This is a genomic window from Bacillus sp. FSL W8-1141 (genome assembly GCF_038593205.1).
GTDB lineage: Bacteria > Bacillota > Bacilli > Bacillales > Bacillaceae > Bacillus > Bacillus altitudinis.
In genome coordinates this window covers 292,855-314,081 of the sequence record NZ_CP151973.1, presented here as the reverse complement: position 1 = coordinate 314,081, position 21,227 = coordinate 292,855, and the positions used below count along the sequence as shown (strand labels likewise).

General features: G+C 42.2%; 21 protein-coding genes. 5 read left to right on the top strand and 16 right to left on the bottom strand.

Features of this window, described 5'->3' with window-relative positions; translation table 11 throughout:
• Positions 1 to 188: 188 nt before the first annotated feature.
• The 10 genes from NSQ52_RS01705 to NSQ52_RS01660 form a co-directional block, all read right to left on the bottom strand.
• Complete coding sequence (locus tag NSQ52_RS01705; protein ID WP_024719000.1) at positions 189 to 1,283, bottom strand: toxic anion resistance protein; 1,095 nt, start codon at positions 1,281 to 1,283, stop codon at positions 189 to 191.
• A 14-nt stretch (positions 1,284 to 1,297) separates the two neighbouring features.
• A complete protein-coding gene (locus NSQ52_RS01700) occupies positions 1,298 to 2,914 on the bottom strand; it encodes a YceG family protein (RefSeq protein ID WP_342473847.1) in 1,617 nt (538 codons plus the stop codon).
• Between the two features lie 70 nt (positions 2,915 to 2,984).
• Entirely contained in the window at positions 2,985 to 3,800 is an 816-nt protein-coding gene (locus tag NSQ52_RS01695; RefSeq protein WP_050826903.1) for an HAD family hydrolase, read from the bottom strand.
• A complete protein-coding gene (locus NSQ52_RS01690) occupies positions 3,797 to 4,906 on the bottom strand; it encodes a cysteine protease StiP family protein (RefSeq protein ID WP_163116265.1) in 1,110 nt (369 codons plus the stop codon). The genes NSQ52_RS01695 and NSQ52_RS01690 overlap by 4 nt, the downstream gene beginning before the upstream one ends.
• Positions 4,899 to 6,230, bottom strand: coding sequence for a phosphoribosyltransferase family protein (locus tag NSQ52_RS01685; RefSeq protein WP_342474101.1), 1,332 nt, complete (start codon positions 6,228 to 6,230; stop codon positions 4,899 to 4,901). The genes NSQ52_RS01690 and NSQ52_RS01685 overlap by 8 nt, the downstream gene beginning before the upstream one ends.
• Complete coding sequence (locus tag NSQ52_RS01680) at positions 6,214 to 7,407, bottom strand: HpcH/HpaI aldolase/citrate lyase family protein (RefSeq protein WP_342473846.1); 1,194 nt, start codon at positions 7,405 to 7,407, stop codon at positions 6,214 to 6,216. The genes NSQ52_RS01685 and NSQ52_RS01680 overlap by 17 nt, the downstream gene beginning before the upstream one ends.
• An 82-nt stretch (positions 7,408 to 7,489) precedes the next feature.
• Positions 7,490 to 8,269, bottom strand: a complete 780-nt coding sequence (locus NSQ52_RS01675) for a TerC family protein (protein WP_007498342.1) — start codon at positions 8,267 to 8,269, stop codon at positions 7,490 to 7,492.
• 140 nt (positions 8,270 to 8,409) lie between these two features.
• Complete coding sequence (locus NSQ52_RS01670) at positions 8,410 to 8,988, bottom strand: TerD family protein (protein WP_007498343.1); 579 nt, start codon at positions 8,986 to 8,988, stop codon at positions 8,410 to 8,412.
• A 41-nt stretch (positions 8,989 to 9,029) separates the two neighbouring features.
• On the bottom strand, positions 9,030 to 9,611 hold the full coding sequence (locus NSQ52_RS01665; RefSeq protein ID WP_008342133.1) for a TerD family protein: 582 nt from the start codon (positions 9,609 to 9,611) through the stop codon (positions 9,030 to 9,032).
• A 20-nt stretch (positions 9,612 to 9,631) separates the two neighbouring features.
• Entirely contained in the window at positions 9,632 to 10,234 is a 603-nt protein-coding gene (locus NSQ52_RS01660) for a TerD family protein (RefSeq protein ID WP_039166394.1), read from the bottom strand.
• A gap of 417 nt (positions 10,235 to 10,651) precedes the next feature.
• Here NSQ52_RS01660 and NSQ52_RS01655 point away from each other — a divergent pair, with 417 nt between their 5' ends.
• The gene (locus NSQ52_RS01655; RefSeq protein WP_045034624.1) at positions 10,652 to 11,644 is read left to right on the top strand and encodes an LLM class flavin-dependent oxidoreductase; all 993 of its coding nucleotides are present in this window, start codon (positions 10,652 to 10,654) and stop codon (positions 11,642 to 11,644) included.
• 212 nt (positions 11,645 to 11,856) lie between these two features.
• Positions 11,857 to 12,897, top strand: coding sequence for an acyltransferase family protein (locus tag NSQ52_RS01650; RefSeq protein WP_017366554.1), 1,041 nt, complete (start codon positions 11,857 to 11,859; stop codon positions 12,895 to 12,897).
• Between the two features lie 19 nt (positions 12,898 to 12,916).
• On the opposite strand, the gene NSQ52_RS01645 is transcribed toward NSQ52_RS01650, so the two are convergent.
• Together NSQ52_RS01645 and NSQ52_RS01640 are read right to left on the bottom strand one after the other, a co-directional pair.
• On the bottom strand, positions 12,917 to 13,699 hold the full coding sequence (locus tag NSQ52_RS01645; RefSeq protein WP_017366553.1) for a glucose 1-dehydrogenase: 783 nt from the start codon (positions 13,697 to 13,699) through the stop codon (positions 12,917 to 12,919).
• Between the two features lie 112 nt (positions 13,700 to 13,811).
• The gene (locus tag NSQ52_RS01640; RefSeq protein WP_008342138.1) at positions 13,812 to 14,240 is read right to left on the bottom strand and encodes a cell wall hydrolase; all 429 of its coding nucleotides are present in this window, start codon (positions 14,238 to 14,240) and stop codon (positions 13,812 to 13,814) included.
• A 539-nt stretch (positions 14,241 to 14,779) separates the two neighbouring features.
• Here NSQ52_RS01640 and NSQ52_RS01635 point away from each other — a divergent pair.
• Positions 14,780 to 15,841 (top strand): DUF5105 domain-containing protein, encoded by a 1,062-nt coding sequence (locus tag NSQ52_RS01635; protein ID WP_342473845.1) that lies wholly within the window; start codon positions 14,780 to 14,782, stop codon positions 15,839 to 15,841.
• A gap of 306 nt (positions 15,842 to 16,147) precedes the next feature.
• Here the strand turns inward: NSQ52_RS01635 and NSQ52_RS01630 are convergent, their stop codons facing one another.
• The 3 genes from NSQ52_RS01630 to NSQ52_RS01620 form a co-directional block, all read right to left on the bottom strand.
• On the bottom strand, positions 16,148 to 16,366 hold the full coding sequence (locus NSQ52_RS01630; RefSeq protein WP_017358599.1) for a hypothetical protein: 219 nt from the start codon (positions 16,364 to 16,366) through the stop codon (positions 16,148 to 16,150).
• A gap of 99 nt (positions 16,367 to 16,465) precedes the next feature.
• The gene (locus tag NSQ52_RS01625; RefSeq protein WP_259254084.1) at positions 16,466 to 17,647 is read right to left on the bottom strand and encodes an ABC transporter permease; all 1,182 of its coding nucleotides are present in this window, start codon (positions 17,645 to 17,647) and stop codon (positions 16,466 to 16,468) included.
• Positions 17,647 to 18,387 carry an ATP-binding cassette domain-containing protein gene (locus tag NSQ52_RS01620; RefSeq protein ID WP_007498365.1) on the bottom strand — a complete coding sequence of 247 codons (741 nt, stop codon included), beginning with the start codon at positions 18,385 to 18,387 and terminating at the stop codon, positions 17,647 to 17,649. The genes NSQ52_RS01625 and NSQ52_RS01620 overlap by 1 nt, the downstream gene beginning before the upstream one ends.
• 160 nt (positions 18,388 to 18,547) lie before the next feature.
• Between NSQ52_RS01620 and NSQ52_RS01615 the strand changes: the two genes are divergently transcribed.
• Positions 18,548 to 19,249, top strand: coding sequence for a LytTR family DNA-binding domain-containing protein (locus tag NSQ52_RS01615; RefSeq protein WP_017358602.1), 702 nt, complete (start codon positions 18,548 to 18,550; stop codon positions 19,247 to 19,249).
• Positions 19,250 to 19,260: 11 nt separating this feature from the next.
• Positions 19,261 to 20,226 (top strand): GHKL domain-containing protein, encoded by a 966-nt coding sequence (locus NSQ52_RS01610; protein WP_342473844.1) that lies wholly within the window; start codon positions 19,261 to 19,263, stop codon positions 20,224 to 20,226.
• A 35-nt stretch (positions 20,227 to 20,261) separates the two neighbouring features.
• Here the strand turns inward: NSQ52_RS01610 and NSQ52_RS01605 are convergent, their stop codons facing one another.
• Positions 20,262 to 21,191: an aldo/keto reductase gene (locus tag NSQ52_RS01605; protein WP_008342143.1), complete on the bottom strand. Its 930-nt coding sequence runs from the start codon at positions 21,189 to 21,191 to the stop codon at positions 20,262 to 20,264.
• Between the last annotated feature and the right edge of the window lie 36 nt (positions 21,192 to 21,227).

The following is a 21,227-nucleotide window of genomic DNA, read 5'->3' as shown; positions in this document are numbered from 1 at the left end:
CTGAAAATCCCTTATTGTGCTAAAAAATAAGTCGAATCCTTGTGGTAGCGGGCTTTTTCTTTCATGGGTGAACCATGCCCCTGAACAGGATTTACCCGAAAAAGGTCACATAAAAACCTTTTTTCTCAAATTTTAATCAAATTCATGAAAAAACTGCCTGCAACTTTCGTTACAGACAGCCTGTTTTTTTAGGACTCTAGGGCAGCTCTCTTAATATTATCTTGAAGTTCAAGCATACGTTTTGTTCCGTCCTCACGTAATCGTTTGTTTTCTTCTTCAATCTGCTTCGTCTCTTTCATCCCTTGTACAATCGTATTAAAGGATGATTCGATCGTTTCAATGTCGATGCTTGGACGACCTGATAATTTAGCAATCTCAACACTTTGACTTGAGATATTTTCAGCATTTCGTTTCAGCATTTCATTCGTTCTTCTGTCCAGCTCACTCATGGAATCAGCCACAAGCTTTTGTCTCTTCGCTGTTACCGCTTGAATGATTCCATTTTTGAAAATTGGAATCGTAATGATGAAGGCAGAGTTAATTTTCCCGATTAATTTCGTATTACCACGCTGCAGCAAACGGATTTGCGGTGCCGTTTGAAGTGCCACCATCCGTGCCATATCAAGATCATATACACGTTCTTCAAGCGCTTGAATCCCATTACGAAGCGTATCCAGCTCCATTTGTGCCAGCTGGTTTCCCCCCGCCGCTTTTTCTTCATAAGAAGGAACCAATTGTTTTAATTCTTCGATCTTCATTTGCCCTGCGACGACATACTTTTCAAGCTCCATATAGTATTGAATGTTATGTTCATACATTTCTTCAAGCGTAACCGTCGATTTGGTCATTTCATCTTTGTATTTACTGATTTCCACATTGATTTTTTCAATTTCTGCACCGAGCGTTTGATATTTGCTGAAAATCTTCTCGATCATGCTGCCACCGCGTTTAAAGATTTTTGATAACAAACCGCCCTTAGGCTCGTCAAAATCATTTTTATCAAAACGATCCATGATCTTTCCAAGCTGTGTAAGCATCGTTCCAGAGTCTGTGACACTTGTTGAACGCATCATAGAGAGGATACGGTCAGAAAACTTAGAGATTTCAACAGCCGGCTGTTTTCCGTATTCAAGCAGTTCAAGCTGATTTTTGGCATCAATCTGTCTCGCAATGTTTTGGACTTCTGGTTCATTGCGCAGCTGAACGCGAATATCGTCTGCCTTTTCAATCGTGATTTCCTCTTTATCAATTGAAATGATGTCATTTCCGTTTGTATTTGTCATAAGCTTTGATCTCCTTATCGGTTTTTAATGGATTGAAATAACTTTCTCACAATGGACGGCTCTTTAAACTCTTGGTTCATGACCATTTCATCAAGCCAATGTGTATCAAATAATTGATCGTCTATATACCGCTCTATACACTGATAGCCGGCGGGATGATAGACGAAGAGATCCACACCCATTTCATTTAGGAAAATCAGGGCAGCCGCATCAGAACGAGTCAGCTCACCATTATATTCCGTATGGTATAAAATCACTTTCGGTACAGTCTGGGCATAATCAAAGGTTTGAATGAGTTCAATTACATCTTGGTTCATATGCAAAAGTTGCTTGAATAAATAAATACGCACATCTAATTCGGTCTCATGGCCTTCTTTTAACAGCTTCGGATGCTGACATATGCGAGAAATGGCCTCTGCGATCGCACGCTGCGTGCCCTCATACAAATGCGAGAACTGCCACACATTGCTTTTCATTAACAAACCAGGGTCAACCTCTCCTGCTTTAGAAAGTGCATGCTGATAATGAAATTGATAATTCGAAGACACTTCTTGTGTGAAAGGGAAATGACGGATCGTTTTCGTTTCTTTCCCCTCCATTAGCGTATGGATACGGTCCCAATATTCTCGCTTGTCTCTCGTCACCCCCATCATCTTCGCAAAAAGATTCGGAATCTGTATGGTGTCACGGTCTGCTTTGAAATTCGGGCGGATAAACGACCGTTCCTTTGCAATTAAAAACAGCTCATCATACGTTGTCTTTAGCGTAATAGAATGAGGGGTATGATCTCTAAATTGCCATGGCTTATACAGCATGGAATCTTCTGTGTGAAGTACCTCTTCAAGCTCTCTTGTCGAACGATACGCCACCGTTGATTTCCTCTCAGGCTTTTCAGTAGGGAACGGTTCAAGCTTTGACGTCCCTGGGTATTGATCAATAAAAGTCAGCTTTTCTTCTGGATCTAATTCACGAAATTGATCCTTGCCCTCTGGATGAAACAGCACCACATCACAGCCAATCAGCATGACATAGTAAAGAAAATAAAGCTGACTTTTATTCGCCTCTCCATACCAAATGACAGCTGGCATTTTTTCTTCCATATTGACTTCCTTCAGCCATGGTCCTAGATGATTATTTGAAAACTTCACTACATCTAGCAGCACGCGGCGGAAATCAGGATGCTGGAATCCCCCTTCATGCAGCTGCTTGAAATGTTCAAACACCTGGATTAACGAAAGGCGAATATGCCGGTTCATCACTGGGTTTGGATGACGGACAATGAGCTGTTCACCGTCTAAGAAAGCCACAAATCGATTCACGGACAATCCCTTTTCTTCCTGATTGATCATATGAATCCGCTGGAGCGCTTGAAAGTGCTCCGGCTCAATATGCCGGTTGAGGGTTTCACTTAAAATATGCATGCCGTCAGTTTCGTATAATTCATGTAAATAAATAAAATAATCGGTTTCATCATGCGGAGTTCCAAGGACGCGGGCAGCGAGACGCGGCAAGGATAAGGTGTGCTCGTCCTTGACGTAGCCGTCTCGTTCAGGGAGCGGCTTTTTCAGCAGGTTTTTCCAGGCTTCCTGTTTCGCCCGTGTCTGGGTTACGTTGATTTCTTTATAGCTCACGCCGCTCCTTCCTTTCTCCTATATTTTCTCGAAAGCTACTACTATCATATCATTCAGCCTTCTACTTCTGCTATCGAATCGAAGGCTTTTTTGCTGTGTTCATCTTCTTTGCGACAGAAGCGGCGATTTCGTCTGCCGCCGCCATGCCAGAGGCTGTCGTCGGTTCAAGCGATAGATCAACATCTAAGACTTCCCCATGACTCGGAGCGAAGCCTTTATCCGCTTGACGTATGAGATCAGCATCTAACAAGGAGTCGCCCGCACCATATACATATTCAAGTTGTAGCCTTTCTTTTAGAAAAGCAACAGCAGCCCACTTATTGAGCGGCTTTGGAATAAAATACAGTTTCCGGCCTTGAAGGGAAACTTGCCAGCCTCTCTCCTCACCCCACAGCCTTAATTCAGCGAGCGGAATATGAGAAAGAAACTCGTCTTTCATAATTAAATAAAGAAATCTTCCCTCAGCTGTTCGAGTACGTTTCACCCAAGCGGCAACCGGAAGTTCAGAGATCGCCCGCAGCATATCTCTCACCGGCATACACTCTTGCAGTCTCTCATCTACAATCGCCTGCCACTCCTCAAGCGGTTTACCGTGATGAAGAATACAGCCGCCGTTTGTCGTGACGGCATACTCTGGTTTGATCTCTTGCTGAAAGAGAGTGATTCGTTCAAATTGTGCTGTCGTTCTTGTCGTCACTGGGATAAACCAGCCTGCTTGATGAATTGCCTGTAAGGATGCTTTCGTTTCAATAGACATGTAGGAAAGCGGCCGGTCGTCCAGCACCTCAATTAATTCGTATGCTCCCTTGTATGCATACTGCTCCAGCATTCGATGTGAGTATATCAGTGTCCGGTCTAAATCACTGGCAAATGCGATATTCTTCATGATGATTGCTCCAACGGGCGGATGAGTCCGCAGCATGTGTAGGACATGTTGGCATATTCAATGACGGGCACGCCTCTGTCCTCTGCGAGTAGTAAAATGTGCTTGAGCTTTTCCCGAGATCCAGGCTGAATGAGTATTTTCCAAGGGACTCTTCTGAGCAGCACACGGGTCGTCTCACCGACGCCCGGCTTAATTAAATGTGTATTGTCTATTTTGAACTCCTGACCAATTGCTTCAATGGATGTCATCCCCCGCCAGTCAGGAGGCGTTCCTTGTGCGAGCAGAGTCTCTGCTTTCTCTTGTACATTTGCCTTAAGTTCAGAAAATGCTTCTTCAATTGTATTGACATACAGATTAGAGACATCCTCATCAATGAGCTCTTCATAATACTTGGCCCCATGGAAATCATCGGCATGGATCCAGCGGTTGTTTAGCACCGTTCGACTAACTAGGCCAGAGACCGTTGAATTCAAGCAGGCACTTGGAATGAGGAAATCCTCTCTCGTTCCGTAAACACTCGTACAATAACCAGGATCAGCAAGCACAGCTAGCTCACTCGAAAGACGAATTCCATATTTCTGTTCAAAATCAAGCACCGCTTTTTGAAGCTCTTTAGAAATAGCACCCTTTCCAGTCCAGCCGTCAATAAAGGCAATCTCAAAACCTGGATGTTCTTTGAGGATATAATGTAGCGCATTTTCATCTATTCCACGGTCACGAATAATAGAGATGCTATAATGCGGCAAATCGAGACCATACGTCTTTCTGATATACCGTTTAATGAGCACCCCGATTGGTGTCCCAGCCCGTGCCAAGCTGCAAAGAACGGTTTGAAATCCTCGCTTTTTCACAATTTGTTCTGCGACAACCGCTACGGCTTCCGCTACCTTTTGCTTACTTTCTTCAAGAGATTGATAGAATAAGTCCATATAAGATGCCGTCGGCTTATATTCAATTGGCAGCATTTCTGAGTAATGGGCACCGCTCTGAATAGAGCGCTCCCGCTCTTCTGTACTTTTCTCCATCTCAATCGACGATAAATCCTTGAGTAAGAAGGTTACGTCCTGCTCTGGATAGCTTCCCATCTTTGTATACACGTTAGCCATTCACCTTCACCTCATCTGATAAAGTCACAATATGCACATGCTTCACATGCCGCTCAGCAAATAAGTGGATCAGCGGCATCAAAGCTTCTTGAGACACCTTTTTCTCAAAAAACAAAAAGACATCATCGTACTGATCTTTAGGGATATTGTAAACGTAGTGCTGAATGCGGGCATCCTCTGGACTCAAAAATGCGAATCCGTTTTGAACGGCGTACCCTTCCTTTTCAACCGGATGAATCGGACTTCTTGTCGTCGAATGAAAAAGGACACCTTCGCCCATATGAGCTGCAAGTCTCATCGGCACATACATCAATTCTCCTGTTCCTAAGCAGAGTGTCTGTTTTCCTTTTCGTTCTCGCTGAAGCTTCAGCCCAGCCTCAGCAGCTGCTTGATCAATGGCGTCCGTGTCCGCTGCGCTTAAACCGAAACGACCTGTTTCATGGATATACGGCGAATGCCCCGCCGGATTGACTGCATTTGAAAGTGAATATGGCACTTGCTTAAAGAAGGATTGAAGAGAATGAAAAGAGAGTTCAGGTCTTTTCACTTGCGCAGCAATTTCATACGAATAAGCAGGCTCATCCAGCGTTGTCCCCCGAAACATCATCTGCCCTTTTAATAAAGATAATGATGTGATATTTACCCCTAGCTCCTCTTGAAGCTGAAGCATCGCTTCCTCGTGCTCCTCTGTTCTCCAATCTAAAATGGATAGAATCGTATAAGAGGATCTAGGGTGCTTTGCGTGCAGATCCCGAATGATGTTCATATTTGTCCGACCTGTCGTGACCTCATCATCTACTAGCACAATCGGGCGATCCGTCCGAAGTAAGGCGTCGTCTGCGTAGCAAAGCTGATCTGTCGCATGAGAATGTTCCTCTTCAAATACGAGTGAAGGATCAAGATCCAACAGCTGTTCACGTGTCGTATGAATGTAAGATGCTCCTTCTATGACGTCATACACACCGTGACCAAGCGCAGTTGCCGTTTCAGCAAAGCCGATCACAATCGGCTCGTTTACCGCCGAAAGCTTCTCTTTTTTGAGCGCAGCATAGGCTTCAGTTAACTTAACATGATCATTCGTTTTTAGTGCTTCTACTATATCGTCTTGATGCGGGGGCGTCTTGCCTGTTTGTTCTTTTGCATAAGCCATTGCCAAAAGACCTGAGACGAGGAGTGGCTTCAACGGGTGAACAGGCATATGTTTCCCGAGCACCTTACTAACAAATAAAAAGGCTCTCTTTTTGTTCACCCGTGCCGCCATGTCAAAAAGATGTTCTTTTTCAAGCTGAAGCGTACCCTCTTTGAGGTTAAGCTCCACCTCCATATGTTCCAAGATGTTCAGCGTATGCGGCTTCTGATTCTGTGAGTATGTCGATATAGCTTCTATTTTCATGAAACACCCCGTAAATGTCTGACTTCATTAAAATGTTTTCCGCCCAGCGATAGTGCGGCTTCGTTTCGTTCATTTTATTAGAGAAGGTACTCTTCATCACGCCGACTGTACCATCTGCATGCTCTAAAATACTTAATGCATCCATGTACTCTTCCTTTGTGACAACGTACATGCTTTGAACTGGCTTGAGATGCGTTGGATGGATGACTGTCTTGCCATGAATACCGTTTACCACATCCAGCCTTGTCTCTTTGAGCAGACCTTGCATATGATCGAGTTCAGATGAGGAAGACTCACCGCTCTTAGAAATTGCACGGATGAATAGATTTTGTTCTTTTCGTGCCGGTCCAAAATGCTCCCATACAGCTCCTGATATCACAAAAGAACGACCAAAATAATTGATGATATCTGTGATCAACTCAGCAATGACTCTGATCTCATAAATAGTGGTCTCGCGATCACGGCGAATGCCGTATAATCCACACAGATCCGTTGCCCCAATGCGAATATTCAAAATATATTCCTCATCATTCAGCATGATCTGCTTTAACTCAGACAACACCTGATATCTCGTTTCTTTTTCTAGTAAATCTGGTGTTTCTAAAATGGGCATTCCGTATAGTGTTTTCTGAGTTTGTGCTGAAGCCTGTTTCAAACTGTTCACATATTCCTTTGCATTGTGAACGGAGCACTTTGGAAACACAAAACCAGTCAGTAAATGAAGAGAGGGACCGAGCAAATCTGCCATTTTGAGCAGCTGTTTGGGCGAACGAACCCGAATAAATAAAAGCGGCAAATGCTCAGCCATTTCTGGAGAGTGATGAATTGTCTCAGAAAGGCAGGTCAATTGTGCCACTATATTCTGTTCAGCCATGTCCACTTCCTGATCACCAATGGCGTCCTCCAAGCAAAACACAACAGAGCAAAGCGCTTCATATTTCTGCGAAAGCAGCATGTCTGCTACATCCTGTCTTGTCGCAGGCATATACAAAGTAGCACCTAATGCATGCGCAAGTACATGCCTTGGCGTCAATGAATGAACTGCCGCCGGCCGCTTTAAAAAAATATCGTGCTGCCTCGTCTCTGATAAAAAACGAAAATATCGCATGCAGTGCCACCTCCTGTTGTAATGACTTGATGATTCAAAAAAGGATGGAGCCGCTAGTCAACTCCATTCCTTTTTGATCGTCCTATTCTTCTTTTGAAGCCGCAGCTTCGTTTGTTACACCTTGATGCTTCTTCTTATTGATTTTATGAACAATAAACGTTCCGATAAACGCTAGGATAATAATCGCAAAGAATGCAAGATGCGGGATTTCAATATGAGCAGCACTTAAGCCCATTTTGATGGCAATAATTCCAATGAGAATAAATGCCGTATTCTCAAGCTCTGGTATACGGTCGATGAGCACAAGGAATAATTGTGCCACTGTACGCATCATGAGAATTCCAAGCATTCCACCTAAAAGAAGAATCCATACTTCCTCAGATACAGCGAATGCAGCAAGAATACTGTCTACCGAGAAGGCAAGGTCCATAATTTCTACAGAAATAACAGTTGCCCAGAAGACGCCAAATACACGAATCATCCAGCCTTCTTTTTTCAATTCCTTCGCTTCGTCATCTCCGTCACCTAACCAGAAGTGCTTAATGACCAACCAAGCTAAGTATGCAGCGCCTAGTACCTTAATCCACCAAAACTTAATAAGCAGCATCCCTACGCCAATAAATAGAAAACGGAAGAAATAAGCGCCAATTAATCCGTAGGTTAATGCCTTTTTACGCTGCTTTTCAGGTAAATGTTTCACCATAACAGCTAATACAAGTGCATTATCCGCTGACAACAAACCTTCAAGCACGACAAGGGTCCCAATAAGCCCCCAAGAGACAGGGTTTGTTAATACCTCTGCCCACATATGCCAATCAAAAAACGAGGCATACGTGTCCAACATATGTTTCAAAATGTCCAACTGGTTTTCCTCCTATAAGTGTAGAAGCATCAGCAGGCTTTCGCCTGCTGTTATTCTTGATCGCTGTTTCTTTCTCACTTTGGAAAATACCCTCATATGAGTCATTGGCAGCGCCTCTTGAATGAAGTTGTTTCTTCTCTTTACACTTCTAACCCATAATTTTGACAAAGAGCTGCAAGTCCGCCAGAGAATCCGCTTCCGATTGCGTTAAACTTCCAATCGCTGCCGTGTCTGTATAGTTCGCATACAACGACAGCTGTTTCAATTGAGAAGTCTTCCCCTAAATCAAAACGAATCAATTCTTCCCCGCCCTCTTCATTTACAACACGAACAAATGCATTAGAGACTTGTCCAAAATTCTGGCTGCGTGCCTCTGCATCATGAATCGTAACTGTAATTCCGATACGATCAATGTTAGCAGGAATTTTCGAGAAATCAACGAGAATTTGCTCGTCATCACCATCTCCTTCACCCGTACGGTTATCACCGGTGTGAGTGACACTGCCGCTTGGATGCTGCAGATTATTATAGAACACAAAGTCTGTATCTTGTTGACAACGATTGTTTGCATCTACTAAGAAAGCCGAAGCGTCCAAATCAAATTCGGCTCCGCCTGAATATTTATTCGTATCCCAGCCAAGTCCGATCATCACTTTTGTCAGCCCTGGGTTGGTTTTCGTTAAATCGACACGTTGTCCTTTTGAAAGCTGAATCGCCATATTCGTATCTCTCCTATCTTCTGAAAATATGAAAACGGGCGTTACCCGATATCTAAGCCGAAGTCTGTTGCAATGCGGGCAAGTCCGCCTTGATAGCCTGATCCAACAGCTGAGAATTTCCACTCTCCGCCATGACGGTATAATTCACCTACAATAATCGCTGTTTCAATTGAAAAGTCTTCTGCCAAATCATAGCGAATGAGCTCTTCATTTGATGCCGCATTTAAAATGCGGACGTAAGCGTTAGACACCTGTCCAAAGTTTTGGCTGCGTGCTTCTGCATCATGGATTGTAATGACGAAGGAGATTTTCTCAATACTTGCTGGTACAGTTGAAAGATCAACATTGACCTGCTCGTCATCTCCGTCTCCTTCACCTGTACGGTTATCGCCTGTATGTACGATACTTCCGCCACCGCCAGTTGTTTGATTGTAGAAGACAAAGTCAGATGGAGAGTTTGCTTTCCCTGCTGCATCTAAAAGGAATACGCTTGCGTCTAGATCAAAGTCATGTCCGCCATCATACTTGTTTACATCCCAGCCAAGACCTACGACTACTTTTGTTAAACCTGGATTCGTTTTTGTTAAATCAATTTTTTGACCTTTCGCTAAAGAAATTCCCACTAGGAACCTCTCCCTTCTAATTAAATGTAGTTTCTCGTAATATCGGCAAGCTTCGCATCGTTTGTACCATTTCCTACAGCTACAAACTTCCACTCATTCTCGTGGCGATAAAGCTCTCCAACGATTAATGATGTTTTACCTGCATATTCATCTTTCAAATTATATTTCACTAATTCTTGATTGTTTGAACGGTCAACAATTCGGATGTAAGCATTTTGAATCATACCAAAGTGTTGGTTTCTTCTAAGTGCATCATAAATGTTCACAACGAACACCAATTTATTCACATTGCCTGGCACCTTGCTTAAGTTGACGAGGACTTGTTCATCATCTCCGTCTCCTTCACCTGTCAGGTTGTCACCTGTATGCTCAACACTTCCGCATTTGCTTTTCAAGTTACCAAAGTAAATCAAATCTTTATTTTCAACAAACTTATCATTTTTCAGCATCAGCACTGAAGCGTCACAATCAATATCAGCGCCGCCTCCGCCGCCAAACAGCTTTCCAAAAAAACCGCCGCCTTGTGACACAGGGTCCCAGCCAAGTCCAACTAGAATATTGGTTAGTCCTGCTTTTCCTTTTGTTAAATCAATACGTTGACCTTTTTCTAATGTAATCGCCAAATCAATCACTCCTCCAGCATAATAAAAATCTATTTATTAAGCGATGGACCCTATTAAAATCATCATACATGAAAATTCGACAAAATTCATGAAATGACATTGGAGCCTCTTACTCTTTTTTCTATTTACTAGTATATACGATCTATGTATAAAAGAGGTTTCAATATGATGATATTTTTTTAAAGAAAGATCCATGACAAAAATGATTCATGTCGTAAAAGAAGTGTTTCATGTGAAACATTGTCGAATGTTCCCGTTACACAGCCTCTCGCTTAAAAACAGGGCGCGCATCCACTTCATATGTTGATATAGAAAATTCATGTACATAGCTGTGATAAACCCTTTCATTTCCTTCCGTTCATGACTTTCTTTATACTTATGAATAGAATTCAACGTATTGATGAAAGGGTGTTGATGATGCCATCACTTCATATATTAGATCAAGTCGCCATCCCTAAAGGCCAATCCGCACAAGAAACATTGGTTCATACGACAGAGCTGGCCAAGCTTGCGGAAACACTGGGGTATGAGCGATATTGGTTTGCTGAACACCACAGCACGAGAGGACTCGCGAGTACAGCGCCTGAAATATTAATGGCACATATTGCTTCACACACATCGACTTTGCGCACAGGCTCTGGGGGGATTTTACTCCCGCAGTACAGCCCTTTTAAAGTAGCAGAAGTCACCCGCCAGCTTGAAGCCCTTTACCCTGGGCGGATTGAGATCGGGGTTGGTAAATCCCCAGGCGGAATTGAACGGACGAGACTCGCTTTGACAGACGGCGTGAAGAAAGAACTATCTCAATTTGACCGCCAGCTGGAGGACCTTCTTTTTTACTTATCTGACAGCCTGCCTTCTGGTCATCGGCATGCAGGAGTGAAAGCGGCTCCGCTCGTTGATTCTTATCCGCCAGTCTGGCTGCTTGGACTCGGGGAAAACAGTGCCATCCAGGCGGCATCACTTGGAATCAACTATATTTTCGGACATTTTATTCATCCTGCACGAGGCCGGCAAGCTTTTGAAGCGTATCGGTCACACTTTTCTCCATCCGTTTTCTCACGTCAGCCTCAGTCTATGTTTGCTGTCTTTGTGATCTGCGCAGACACAGACGAGGAAGCAAGCCGCATTGCCACCAGTACAGATTTATGGCTACTTCGGGTTGAAAAAGGGCTGGACAGCCGCGTTCCTTCTATAGAAGAAGCAGAGAACTATCATTACACTGAGCAAGAAAAGAAAAAAGTGTTACAAAACCGCCAGCGAATGATTGTTGGCTCAAAGCAAACAGTGAAAGAACAGCTGCAAATCTTAATGGACCGCTATCAAACGGACGAGATGATGATATTAAACAATTCATTTGATCCAATGGAAAAACAGCGTTCCTTTGAACGAATCGCAGAACTATTTTGAAGCCAATCTTTCATTGGCTTCTTTTTTACATTGTCATAAAAAATGGGAAATGTAACATCGAGATGTCAAAAAGCTTCCTTCTGTCATCTGATCGCAAATGTGTCTTCTAATCGTTAGCGAACTGTAAACGCATGGTAGGTGTACCTTTTATATAGTAGAGGTACATATGAAGTAACGGTTTACAATGCTGAGAAGGAAGGAGATGACTGGCCTTGAATAAGCGACTCGACTGGGTGGATGCGGCTAAAGGAATCGGCATTCTGCTCGTCGTTATGGCACATGTACCCATTCCTGATTCATTCAAGCAATTTATATATTCTTTTCATATGCCACTCTTCTTTTTACTATCAGGTATGATGTTTCGATCATCCTCACAACCTGCTATGTCATTTATACAGAAAAAAGCAAAAAGCTTGCTCTTACCTTATCTCTATTTCTCCATTATTACGTACGTTTTCTGGTTCACGGTGACCCGATTTTTCGCCTTTAAGGGGCAAACAGATATTGATCCCTTCGTTCCATTTACGGGAATTTTCATTTCAAATGCCGATGAAGCAAGACTGACGCATAACCCAGCCATCTGGTTTTTAACGACGCTCTTTTTAGTGGAAATGTTGTTTTTCTTAATGCATCGTCTGACAAAAGGAAAACCAGCTGTATTGATTTTACTGACCGTCCTTTGCGGCGGAGCCGGATATGCTTCCACGCTATTGTTAAACCAGAGTCTCCCTTGGAATGCCAACGTTGCGTTAACGGCTGTTGTGTTTTATTCAATCGGATTTTTAGCAAAACAATGGTTTGTGGAATTAAAAACAGATCCTACCCTTCTGTTATGTACAGGTCTGCTTGTACTGACTGCATATATGCAAAGCTTTAATTCACGAATTGATATGCGGGTCAATGACTATGGGGATCTATTCATTTTTTATGCTTGTGCACTGCTCGGTTCAGCTGCTGTTATTTATTTAAGCTTCAAATTGAAAACGTCCACGATATTGACGTATCTCGGACGTCATTCCATTGTGATTCTCGTCCTGCAATTTGCCGGTATCGATATCATGAAGGCATTTGTTTATTACGGACTAGGCATCAATATCTCTGATACAACGCAGCTTTCTTGGACGCTCTTTTATACGATCGGTACATTGCTGCTCATGGTGCCATGTATCTCTTTCTTGAGCAAGTATCCTATGCTGCTCGGCAAACCAGCAAAGTCAGCACACCGCTACAAAGAAAAAACATCCGCCGGCTAATGGGGCGGATGTTTTTCTATTATTCATCATTTAATTGAGATGGATAAAGTGTCATTCCTCCATCAACAAATAATGTAGTACCTGTAATATAGGCCGCTTCTTTCGATACGAGAAATGCAGCGGCGGATCCAATCTCCTTTGGATCGCCAAACGTTCTCATTGGAATTTTCTCAAGCTGCTTTTGTTTTTTCTGTTCATCTTGAAGGTCGTCATTTGATTCCGTTGCCATTGTACCTGGTGCAATCGCATTGACCCGAATACCCGCTTCGGCATAATCAAGAGCCAGCGTCTTCGTCATCATATTCATTCCTCCTTTAGAAGTAGAGTAATGAACATTGAACGGACGCGGGATCTCTTGATGGACACTGGATATATTCAAGATTGATCCTTTCACATCATGCTCCATCATATAGGCGATTGCTGCCTTTGCTCCTAAAAATGAGCCTGTGATATTCACATCAATGACCTTTTGCCATTGTTCCAACGTCATTTCATGCGGCATTGCTTCTTCACCATTAAATCCCGAATTATTGACGAACACATCTAGTGCGTTAAAATTCTCCAGCGCGGCATCCATTAACGCCTGAATCCCTTCCTCTTTGGAGACATCTGCGTGTACTTTCACCGCCCTACCTCCATGCTGTTGAATGGCTTGTACTGTTTCTTCAGCACCCTCTTCATCACCTTTATAATTCACAACCACGTTCATTTGTTCTTGTCCAAACCTCAAGGCGATGGCTTGTCCAATCCCTTTAGAAGAACCTGTCACAATGGCTGTTTTCCCTTTTAAATCTTGATACATCTTCATTTCCTCCAATCACGTGCTTCATCTTGTTGATACACAATGGTTACCCATTTTGAAAAAAAGAAAAACACAATCCTCTTGAATACAAAGGATTGTGCTGTTCATCAAGCTAAAAGGTGTTATAAACATTCTCACATGTTTCAGCTGTGGGCTGGTAAAAGCAATGTGACTTATACCTTGCCACAAACGGCTGATTGTACCAAGTGGATGGACAATTTCCAGGCGGTTTGAAATACCAAAGACTGAATTTCGCAGGCCAAAATCGTTCACCATTAATGTTCCTCCGTGCAAGTGTCTTTTCACTTTCTCGTGCTCGCTGATAAAAATAGCCATGCGTGACTGCCTCAAACGCATGCTCCTGATAAATCATTTGTGGAATCGTACGCAGCCCTTTAAAGTCAGAACAGTTGGCACGCAAACGATTGATGCCTACATTTCCTACAAGCAGCATCCCTTGTTTCCCTTCACCTTCCGCTTCGGCTCTCAGCAGTCTGGCCATTAAATCAATATCAGAGCTTGTCGCTCTTACCACTGCCATACATCCACCTCCCATTCATTTCTCTTTTATTTTATGTAGGGTTTCTGTGTAGATGACTGCCATTTTGAAGGGAAAAGACACATTCCGTGTCGAGAGCCTGTCTAAATACCTCAACATTTCGCTGGACAAGTGTCTCTATGTCAACAACACACAAACCTAGTGATCATACACATCACAGGAAAAAATATTCATTACTAACGACTCATTTACAAGTCATAAAAATCCTTCTATTTGCTACATCTTCTTCAAAAACAGTCATTTGAACCTATTCAATAATCCGACTCAAAACCTTAAAATATAAAATGTTGAGTTTTTACAGGAGATTTCAAACAATAAAATACACATTTCTCCTCTCAACATAGTGTCATTTTTACTACTTGAAGTGGATGAACCTTTCGAACGCACTGAGGTATTGACAGTACTTTCGCTTCATTCTACAGTAAAAAACATACAGTATTTTTCTTTTTGTGCAAAAAGAACGATATGAACTAAAGCTTTCCAATGAAATTCACCATAAAACCCGAGGAGGAAAACATCTCATGTTTAAAAAGAAATTATCCCTGTTTCTTCTGATTTTGTGTGTAACTGTTGTCGCTGCTGCTTGTAGTGGTGGAAAAGACAAAACTGCTGCGAAAGAAAGCGATACAAAAAAATCCCTTGATGCAGCTGAAGTAAAAGTAGAAAGTGCTGAGTACACTTTACCACCTCAATACGATACATCTGTTCAGGATGATCAATATGTCCTAAAAGTGAATGTATCTGTAAAAAACATCAGCAAAGAACCATTGAATGTGGATAAAAGCAACTTTACGCTTTACCAAGATGACGCTCAGGTGTCTACCATCTCTCCTGATGACTACAACGAAGTATTATCTTCAAGCTCTCTAAATGCAGGTAAAGTATCAAAAGGTGGTCTTTTCTATGTAGTTGATAAAGAAAAAGACTATCAACTTGTCTACACAGAGCCTGGTACTGGATCGAAAAAAGATGACAAAACACTAGAATTCGATATTAAAGGAAAAGACTTGATGAAAAAGGCAGATACACTTCAAGCGTCTGCAAAAGCCCTTTCTTCTTATATTGATGTCATGATTTTTGGCAAGAAAAATGACGATTTCGAAAAACTAACAGGTGATAACAAATCAACTGTCGTAAACGAATTTGATAAATCATTCAAACAAGGCTACATTTCTTCTTCTGGTATTTCATCTAGCTCAGCAAAAGACGAAAACCTTGATAAGCTTCTAAAATCTGTAAAAGAAACATTAGCTGAAAAATCAAAAGTATCAACGAAAACAAAATCAATCAGCGGTGATAAAGCTGTCGTGACTGTGACACTTACACCAATTGATGCAAGCCCGCTTGTCGATCGTTTAAAAGAAAAAGCAACTGAATTCTACAGCAAAAACCGTACAGCATCTTATGATGATGCACAGAAATATCTACTTTCTATCTATCCAGATGAATTTAAAAAATTAGGACCATCATCTTCTGAAGAAACTGTAGAAGTGAACATGAAGAAAAACGATATCGACCAATGGAAACTTGATTTGAACGACTACAAAACAAGCTCGTTGGTTGAAAAGTTCATCAAGAACTAAAGAAAAACCCCCGGTTTCCGGGGGTTTTCTTTAGTCTTTTTTTGATTGATGTCTATATTTGATTCCGACATACAAACAAGTAAGGAAGAAAATGGTGACCCACACCCACAAGACATTCACCATCAATAATGTGGTGGCTACTACGATCAAAATTGTGAGATCTAGTTTTTTTTCTAGTTTTTTATGGGTGAGAACAAAAATGATTAGTAGAAAAGCGATGAAACAGGTGATTCCATAACTGAAAGCTGCGTGCAATTTTCGCACCTCCTTATTGTAAGGCGTATACTGACAAAAGGATACAACATACTATGAAGATGAATTCCCCTTTTCAGCATCATATCCTTTTATGATGTCAATCGGATCAACTGCATCATCTTCTTGTATGTATTCCTCTACATAAGGAGTGATTAATTTCTCGAACCTTTGCTCATCGTCTACTAAAGCAATATAAGTTTCATCGCCTTCATAGTCAGATTGGAATAAATGTGCAACAGAACCTAAAGCTCTATCAATTGCATTTCTCAATTCTATCAGCCCTTTTTTATCACTCACTTAAACATACAAAACAAAAAACTTGTAGAAAAAATCTACAAGTTCTTCATTTCTATCAATGAAATGTTCTTTCTATTTCGCAAGCATCCATTTCTCTTTCATAAACAAACTTCTCACGATGACAAACAAAATCATCACTGTCAGCGCCGAGGAGCCGAGCGTCAGGGCAATTGACATCGGGTCAACGATGCCAAACATCAATTGCTTGCATAGTGCGTGAATATTAAGGAATGGGATCGCAAAGTAATACGTATCTAGCTGCGTAGCGCCTGCTCTCATGGTGAAAAACATCGGAATCACACCTAGTGTAATGATCATGGACATGTACGATTGTGCTTCTTTCACTGAGCTTGAAACGACACTGAGCAGCAGTTCAATCATGGATACCATAAATGAGAAAATAATTAATGCCGCTAACATAACGCCGATGATGCTCCACACTTGATCCCCGAAGTTCAGCGCTTGTTTCAGTTTTTCTGTAAAGAGCAATGTAGAGAGCAGCAGCATGCCAATCGCCACAATGCCACTTAATATACCAAACATAGAAACAGCTAGCCATTTTCCAATTAAAAGCTGAAGTCTGCTGGCCGGTGTCAGGAATAAAGCTTCAATTGACTTTCTATCCTTTTCACCTGCTACGATATCAAGCGCAGCTGGCAAAGCACCTGAGATCACAGAGGTCACTAAAATCATAGGAAGAAGAATCGACAGCAGCATGGTGGTCACCCCGTTTTCACCATCTCCGTCCTCTCCTTCTTGCACATCAACCGATTGCACCTCAAACGGATGAATCACTGACGATTTGATCTGATCCTGTGCCAAACGCTTTTCTACGACTTGATTTTGATATTGCTCCAGCAATGATTGCAGCATTTGAACCGCAATCACGGAATCATCATCTGTTGGATACCCATGGACTTTAATGGCAAACGATGTTTGATGCTGAAGCATATCACCTGCATCTTTTGGTATTTCTAGATAAGCATTTGCCTCACCGTCTTTAACGGCTTGCTGCGGGTCATCAAATGTTTCAAGTTTCAGGTTTTTCACTTCTTTGATCATGTCATTCATATCGGATGGAAGCTTTTCATTGATTGCGACTGTATACGTTTTATCGCCTGGATCAGCGATCATGCTTTCGTAGAAAAACACGAGTCCGAGCATCGTCAAAAGAGGGATCAACACTGTTAAGAGCAACGTTTTCCTGTCTCTGAGCGAATCTGTCATTTCTTTTAAAAAGACGGTTTTCCACATTATGCATTCCCCCTTGCGAGCTTCGACATAAAGATGTAATTCAAGTCTTCACTTTGTTCCTGTGCATATAATTCTGGAAGCGTTCCTTTGTACACGAGCTCCCCTTGATGTATCATCATGACACTGTCACAAAGCAGGCTGACTTCTTCCATGATGTGGCTTGAAAATAGAATCGTTTTATTTTGCTGTTTCAACTGATGAATAAACTCTCTGAAAATATTACTCGATGTGATATCTAAACCTGTTGTCGGTTCGTCAAACAAAATAATGTCAGGGTCATGAATCAATGTTCTGGCAATCGCCACCTTTTGCTTCATCCCTCTTGAAAATCCTTTTACCTTGCGATCCATGTACTGCCTCATCCCGAATCGCTTTGCCAAATCCTCAATTCTTGCTTTGATTTCATGCTGATCTAAGCCATATAATTTCCCAAAGTATTCAAGGTTTTCACGAGCCGTCAAACGGTCATAAAGTCCCGTCTCGCCGCCAAATAAGACCCCAATTCGCTTCTTCACTTCAGTTGCTTCTTTGACTGTATCAAAGCCTGCAACATTGACTGTTCCATGAGTAGGCTCCAATAATGTCGCAACGGCGCGTAATAATGTGGTTTTCCCCGCTCCATTTTCTCCTAAGATGCCGACGACTTCTCCTTCCTTCACTGAGAATGTCATATGTTTCATCGCCTTTACGACTTTTTTCTTATCTGTAAACCAGCAACTACAATCGCTGAGAGTAATCATTTGGTTCGCCCCTTTCGACTATCTACGTCTATGATAGAAAAAATACCGCCTGTCTGACATAAAAATGTCGCGAAACGTCCTTTTTCTGTCTTGAAATGATCCATTTTAAAAAACAAATGGTAAAATAGACAAATAATAAGAAGAGTCATAGGTGATTTTTATGATAAAAGTAGGTCTTGTCGATGATTACCGAGTGGATTTAGAAAAGCTGCATGCCATTGTCGGCAGAATGGATGCCGTTGACATCGTTTTTGTGACGCAGTCAGCGGAGGAGGCATATGAGAAGGTCAAACAGGGCGACATTGATCTATTGTTTGCAGACATTGAGATGCCTGGCATGTCTGGCTATGAATTAGCAGACCTTATTCACTCCCATGCACTGAATGTGGATGTTGTATTTGTGACGGGAAACAGTGGGTATGCTGTCCATGCCTTTGATTTGAATGTCCATGATTATATTATGAAGCCTTATCAAGCTGATCGAATCGCCAAATCCTTAGAGCGCTACATGTCCACCAAGCAGGAGAAAAGCATTCACGGACGGCTTCTCATCAAGCAGCAATCAGATATCCATGTACTGCAAAAAAAGGATGTCATCTTTGTTGAACGTACTGGCAGGTCGACGACCATTGTCACAACAACAGGAGATATTCAAACATACCAAACTCTCAACGAGTTAAAAGGTGATTTAGCTGAGAAAGACTTTATCCGCTCCCACCGCTCGTTTATCATCAATATTCATTACATTAAGAACTTTTCGGCGTATGCCAAAAATTCATTTATCGTGTCTTTTGAAGGGACTGATAAAAAAGCCATGATGACCAAGCAGCAATTAGAATACTTTAAGAAATACTACTTTTAAGGAGAACGAACGTGAACGCTTTCTATCTTGGATTTCGCATATATACGCTCATCTGGCTCGGTCTTGCAGTTCAAGCTGCTGCTAAAGCTGTTCTGCCTTTGTCATCAAGCATGGTGTGGCTTCTGACCTTTTGCATCTTGTGCCTTTACACCTTTTTCATTTACAAAAGGTTTTGGCTAGGTATGAATGGTTACATGATATTAGGCGCTTTTGTGCTCATCACCTGTTCAGGCATTTCACTTTTTCTCACGCACGGAAATGGACTAAGCCATCTTTTAACTGTCATCATCATTTTGACAGCCGATCTCCTTTCCTTCAAGGTGATGCAAACGGAGCAACGATTAAATGGACGGCTTCAAGAGCTGATTCATGCTGAGTCGAGGACCAATGACTTGCTGCTTGAGCTGCGAAGTAAACACCATGAAACAGCTAGACATTTAAATGCCTTTTCCGCATCGAATGACGAGCATGAAATTAAAGATTTGATTCAGCAATACGTGAAACATTTCCCTTGGATCAAAGGGGAAAATGCTTATTTGGCCTCCATCCTTCATTCCTTTTTCCAGCGGGCTGAAAAAGAGGACATTGCCCTTTCACTAGATCTTCAAGCACCCTTTTCTTCTCTTCCTTTTTCTAAGGCGGATCAGGTGAGTTTTACTGGCAACCTGCTTGATAACGCATTAGATGCCGCCATTGAAGCGAAGCAAGCTGGGAACGAGGGAAGCATCTCGATCACGACTTCCATCCGGAGCGGGCTCTTTTTGATTCATTGTGAAAACAGTACTAAGGGAATGGAAAAACACGTATTAGATCATCTGTTCAAGACGTTTGGCCGCTCGACAAAAGGCGGTGATCATCAAGGTATGGGTACTTATATCATTCATCAGCTTGTTGAAAAGGCAGACGGCACGCTTGATTTTACGTATCGTTCTCCAAACCTGAGGCTCGTGATCAAGATTCCTCTCACAATGGCATAAAAAATAAGGTGCTACTTGGCACCTTATTTTTTATATTATGAAAAGATCTGATCGATTTCGTTGATTTCTTCTTTTGTTAATTGAACATCGTTTGTTTTCAAGTTTTGTAAGACTTGCTCGGCTCGTTTTGCACCAGGAATAATGGCATCAATGCCATCCTGCGCCAACAGCCACGCCAGCGCTACATGGGCTGTTTCGGCGTGTTTTGATTGCGCAATGGCCTTCAGTTTGTCTACTTTTTCGAGGTTTTGAAGGAAAGCATCACCTTGGAAAAGCGGGTCCTTTGCTCGAATATCATCAAATGTCGCATCCTTTGTAAACTTCCCAGTCAATAGGCCTGACGCCAATGGAAAATAAGGGATAAAGGAAATCCCATGCTCCACGCAGTATGGGAGAAGGTCTTGCTCGGCCTGACGTTTCAGCAGAGAATACTCTGATTGAAGCACGTCTAGGTATCCATCTCGATTAAAGGTTTGAAGCTGTTCAAAATCAAGGTTTGATGCCCCAATTGCCCGGATTTTCCCCTCATCCTTCAATTCCTTTAAAGTACCGGCCACTTCATCCAGCGGCGTGCGGCCGTCTGGGAAATGCATATAGTACAAATCAATATAATCGGTTTGCAACCTCTTCAGGCTGTCTTCGACCTGCTGTCTTAAGAAATCACGGCTATTGTCCAGTTCGATTTGCCCGTTTACTTCTTTATGAGCCCCTTTTGTCGCAAGAACCAGTTCTTTTCTGCCGCCTCTTTTGGCAATGATCTCGCCAATCAATTCTTCTGAACGGCCCAGCCCATAAATAAAAGCAGAATCTAAGAAATTGACACCATGATCAAGAGCAGTTTCTACTAGCTCCCGCCCTGCATCTTCACTCAGATTCGGGAATAAATTATGGCCACCTACTGCATTTGTTCCAAGCCCTATCGGATTCACCTGTAAATCAGTTCGTCCAAGCGTTACTTTTTTCAAAAGCTCATCTCCCTTATCTGCTTAATCATCCTTATT

Coding starts and splice junctions, on each gene's coding strand:
- NSQ52_RS01680 (WP_342473846.1), bottom strand. CDS start 7,407: ATGCGATATTTTCGTTTTTTATCAGAGACGAGGCAGCACGATATTTTT.
- NSQ52_RS01695 (WP_050826903.1), bottom strand. CDS start 3,800: ATGAAGAATATCGCATTTGCCAGTGATTTAGACCGGACACTGATATAC.
- NSQ52_RS01685 (WP_342474101.1), bottom strand. CDS start 6,230: ATGGAGGTGGAGCTTAACCTCAAAGAGGGTACGCTTCAGCTTGAAAAA.
- NSQ52_RS01690 (WP_163116265.1), bottom strand. CDS start 4,906: ATGGCTAACGTGTATACAAAGATGGGAAGCTATCCAGAGCAGGACGTA.
- NSQ52_RS01705 (WP_024719000.1), bottom strand. CDS start 1,283: ATGACAAATACAAACGGAAATGACATCATTTCAATTGATAAAGAGGAA.
- NSQ52_RS01640 (WP_008342138.1), bottom strand. CDS start 14,240: ATGGCAGTGGTAAGAGCGACAAGCTCTGATATTGATTTAATGGCCAGA.
- NSQ52_RS01625 (WP_259254084.1), bottom strand. CDS start 17,647: ATGTGGAAAACCGTCTTTTTAAAAGAAATGACAGATTCGCTCAGAGAC.
- NSQ52_RS01620 (WP_007498365.1), bottom strand. CDS start 18,387: ATGATTACTCTCAGCGATTGTAGTTGCTGGTTTACAGATAAGAAAAAA.
- NSQ52_RS01615 (WP_017358602.1), top strand. CDS start 18,548: ATGATAAAAGTAGGTCTTGTCGATGATTACCGAGTGGATTTAGAAAAG.
- NSQ52_RS01670 (WP_007498343.1), bottom strand. CDS start 8,988: ATGGCGATTCAGCTTTCAAAAGGACAACGTGTCGATTTAACGAAAACC.
- NSQ52_RS01635 (WP_342473845.1), top strand. CDS start 14,780: ATGTTTAAAAAGAAATTATCCCTGTTTCTTCTGATTTTGTGTGTAACT.
- NSQ52_RS01645 (WP_017366553.1), bottom strand. CDS start 13,699: ATGTATCAAGATTTAAAAGGGAAAACAGCCATTGTGACAGGTTCTTCT.
- NSQ52_RS01655 (WP_045034624.1), top strand. CDS start 10,652: ATGCCATCACTTCATATATTAGATCAAGTCGCCATCCCTAAAGGCCAA.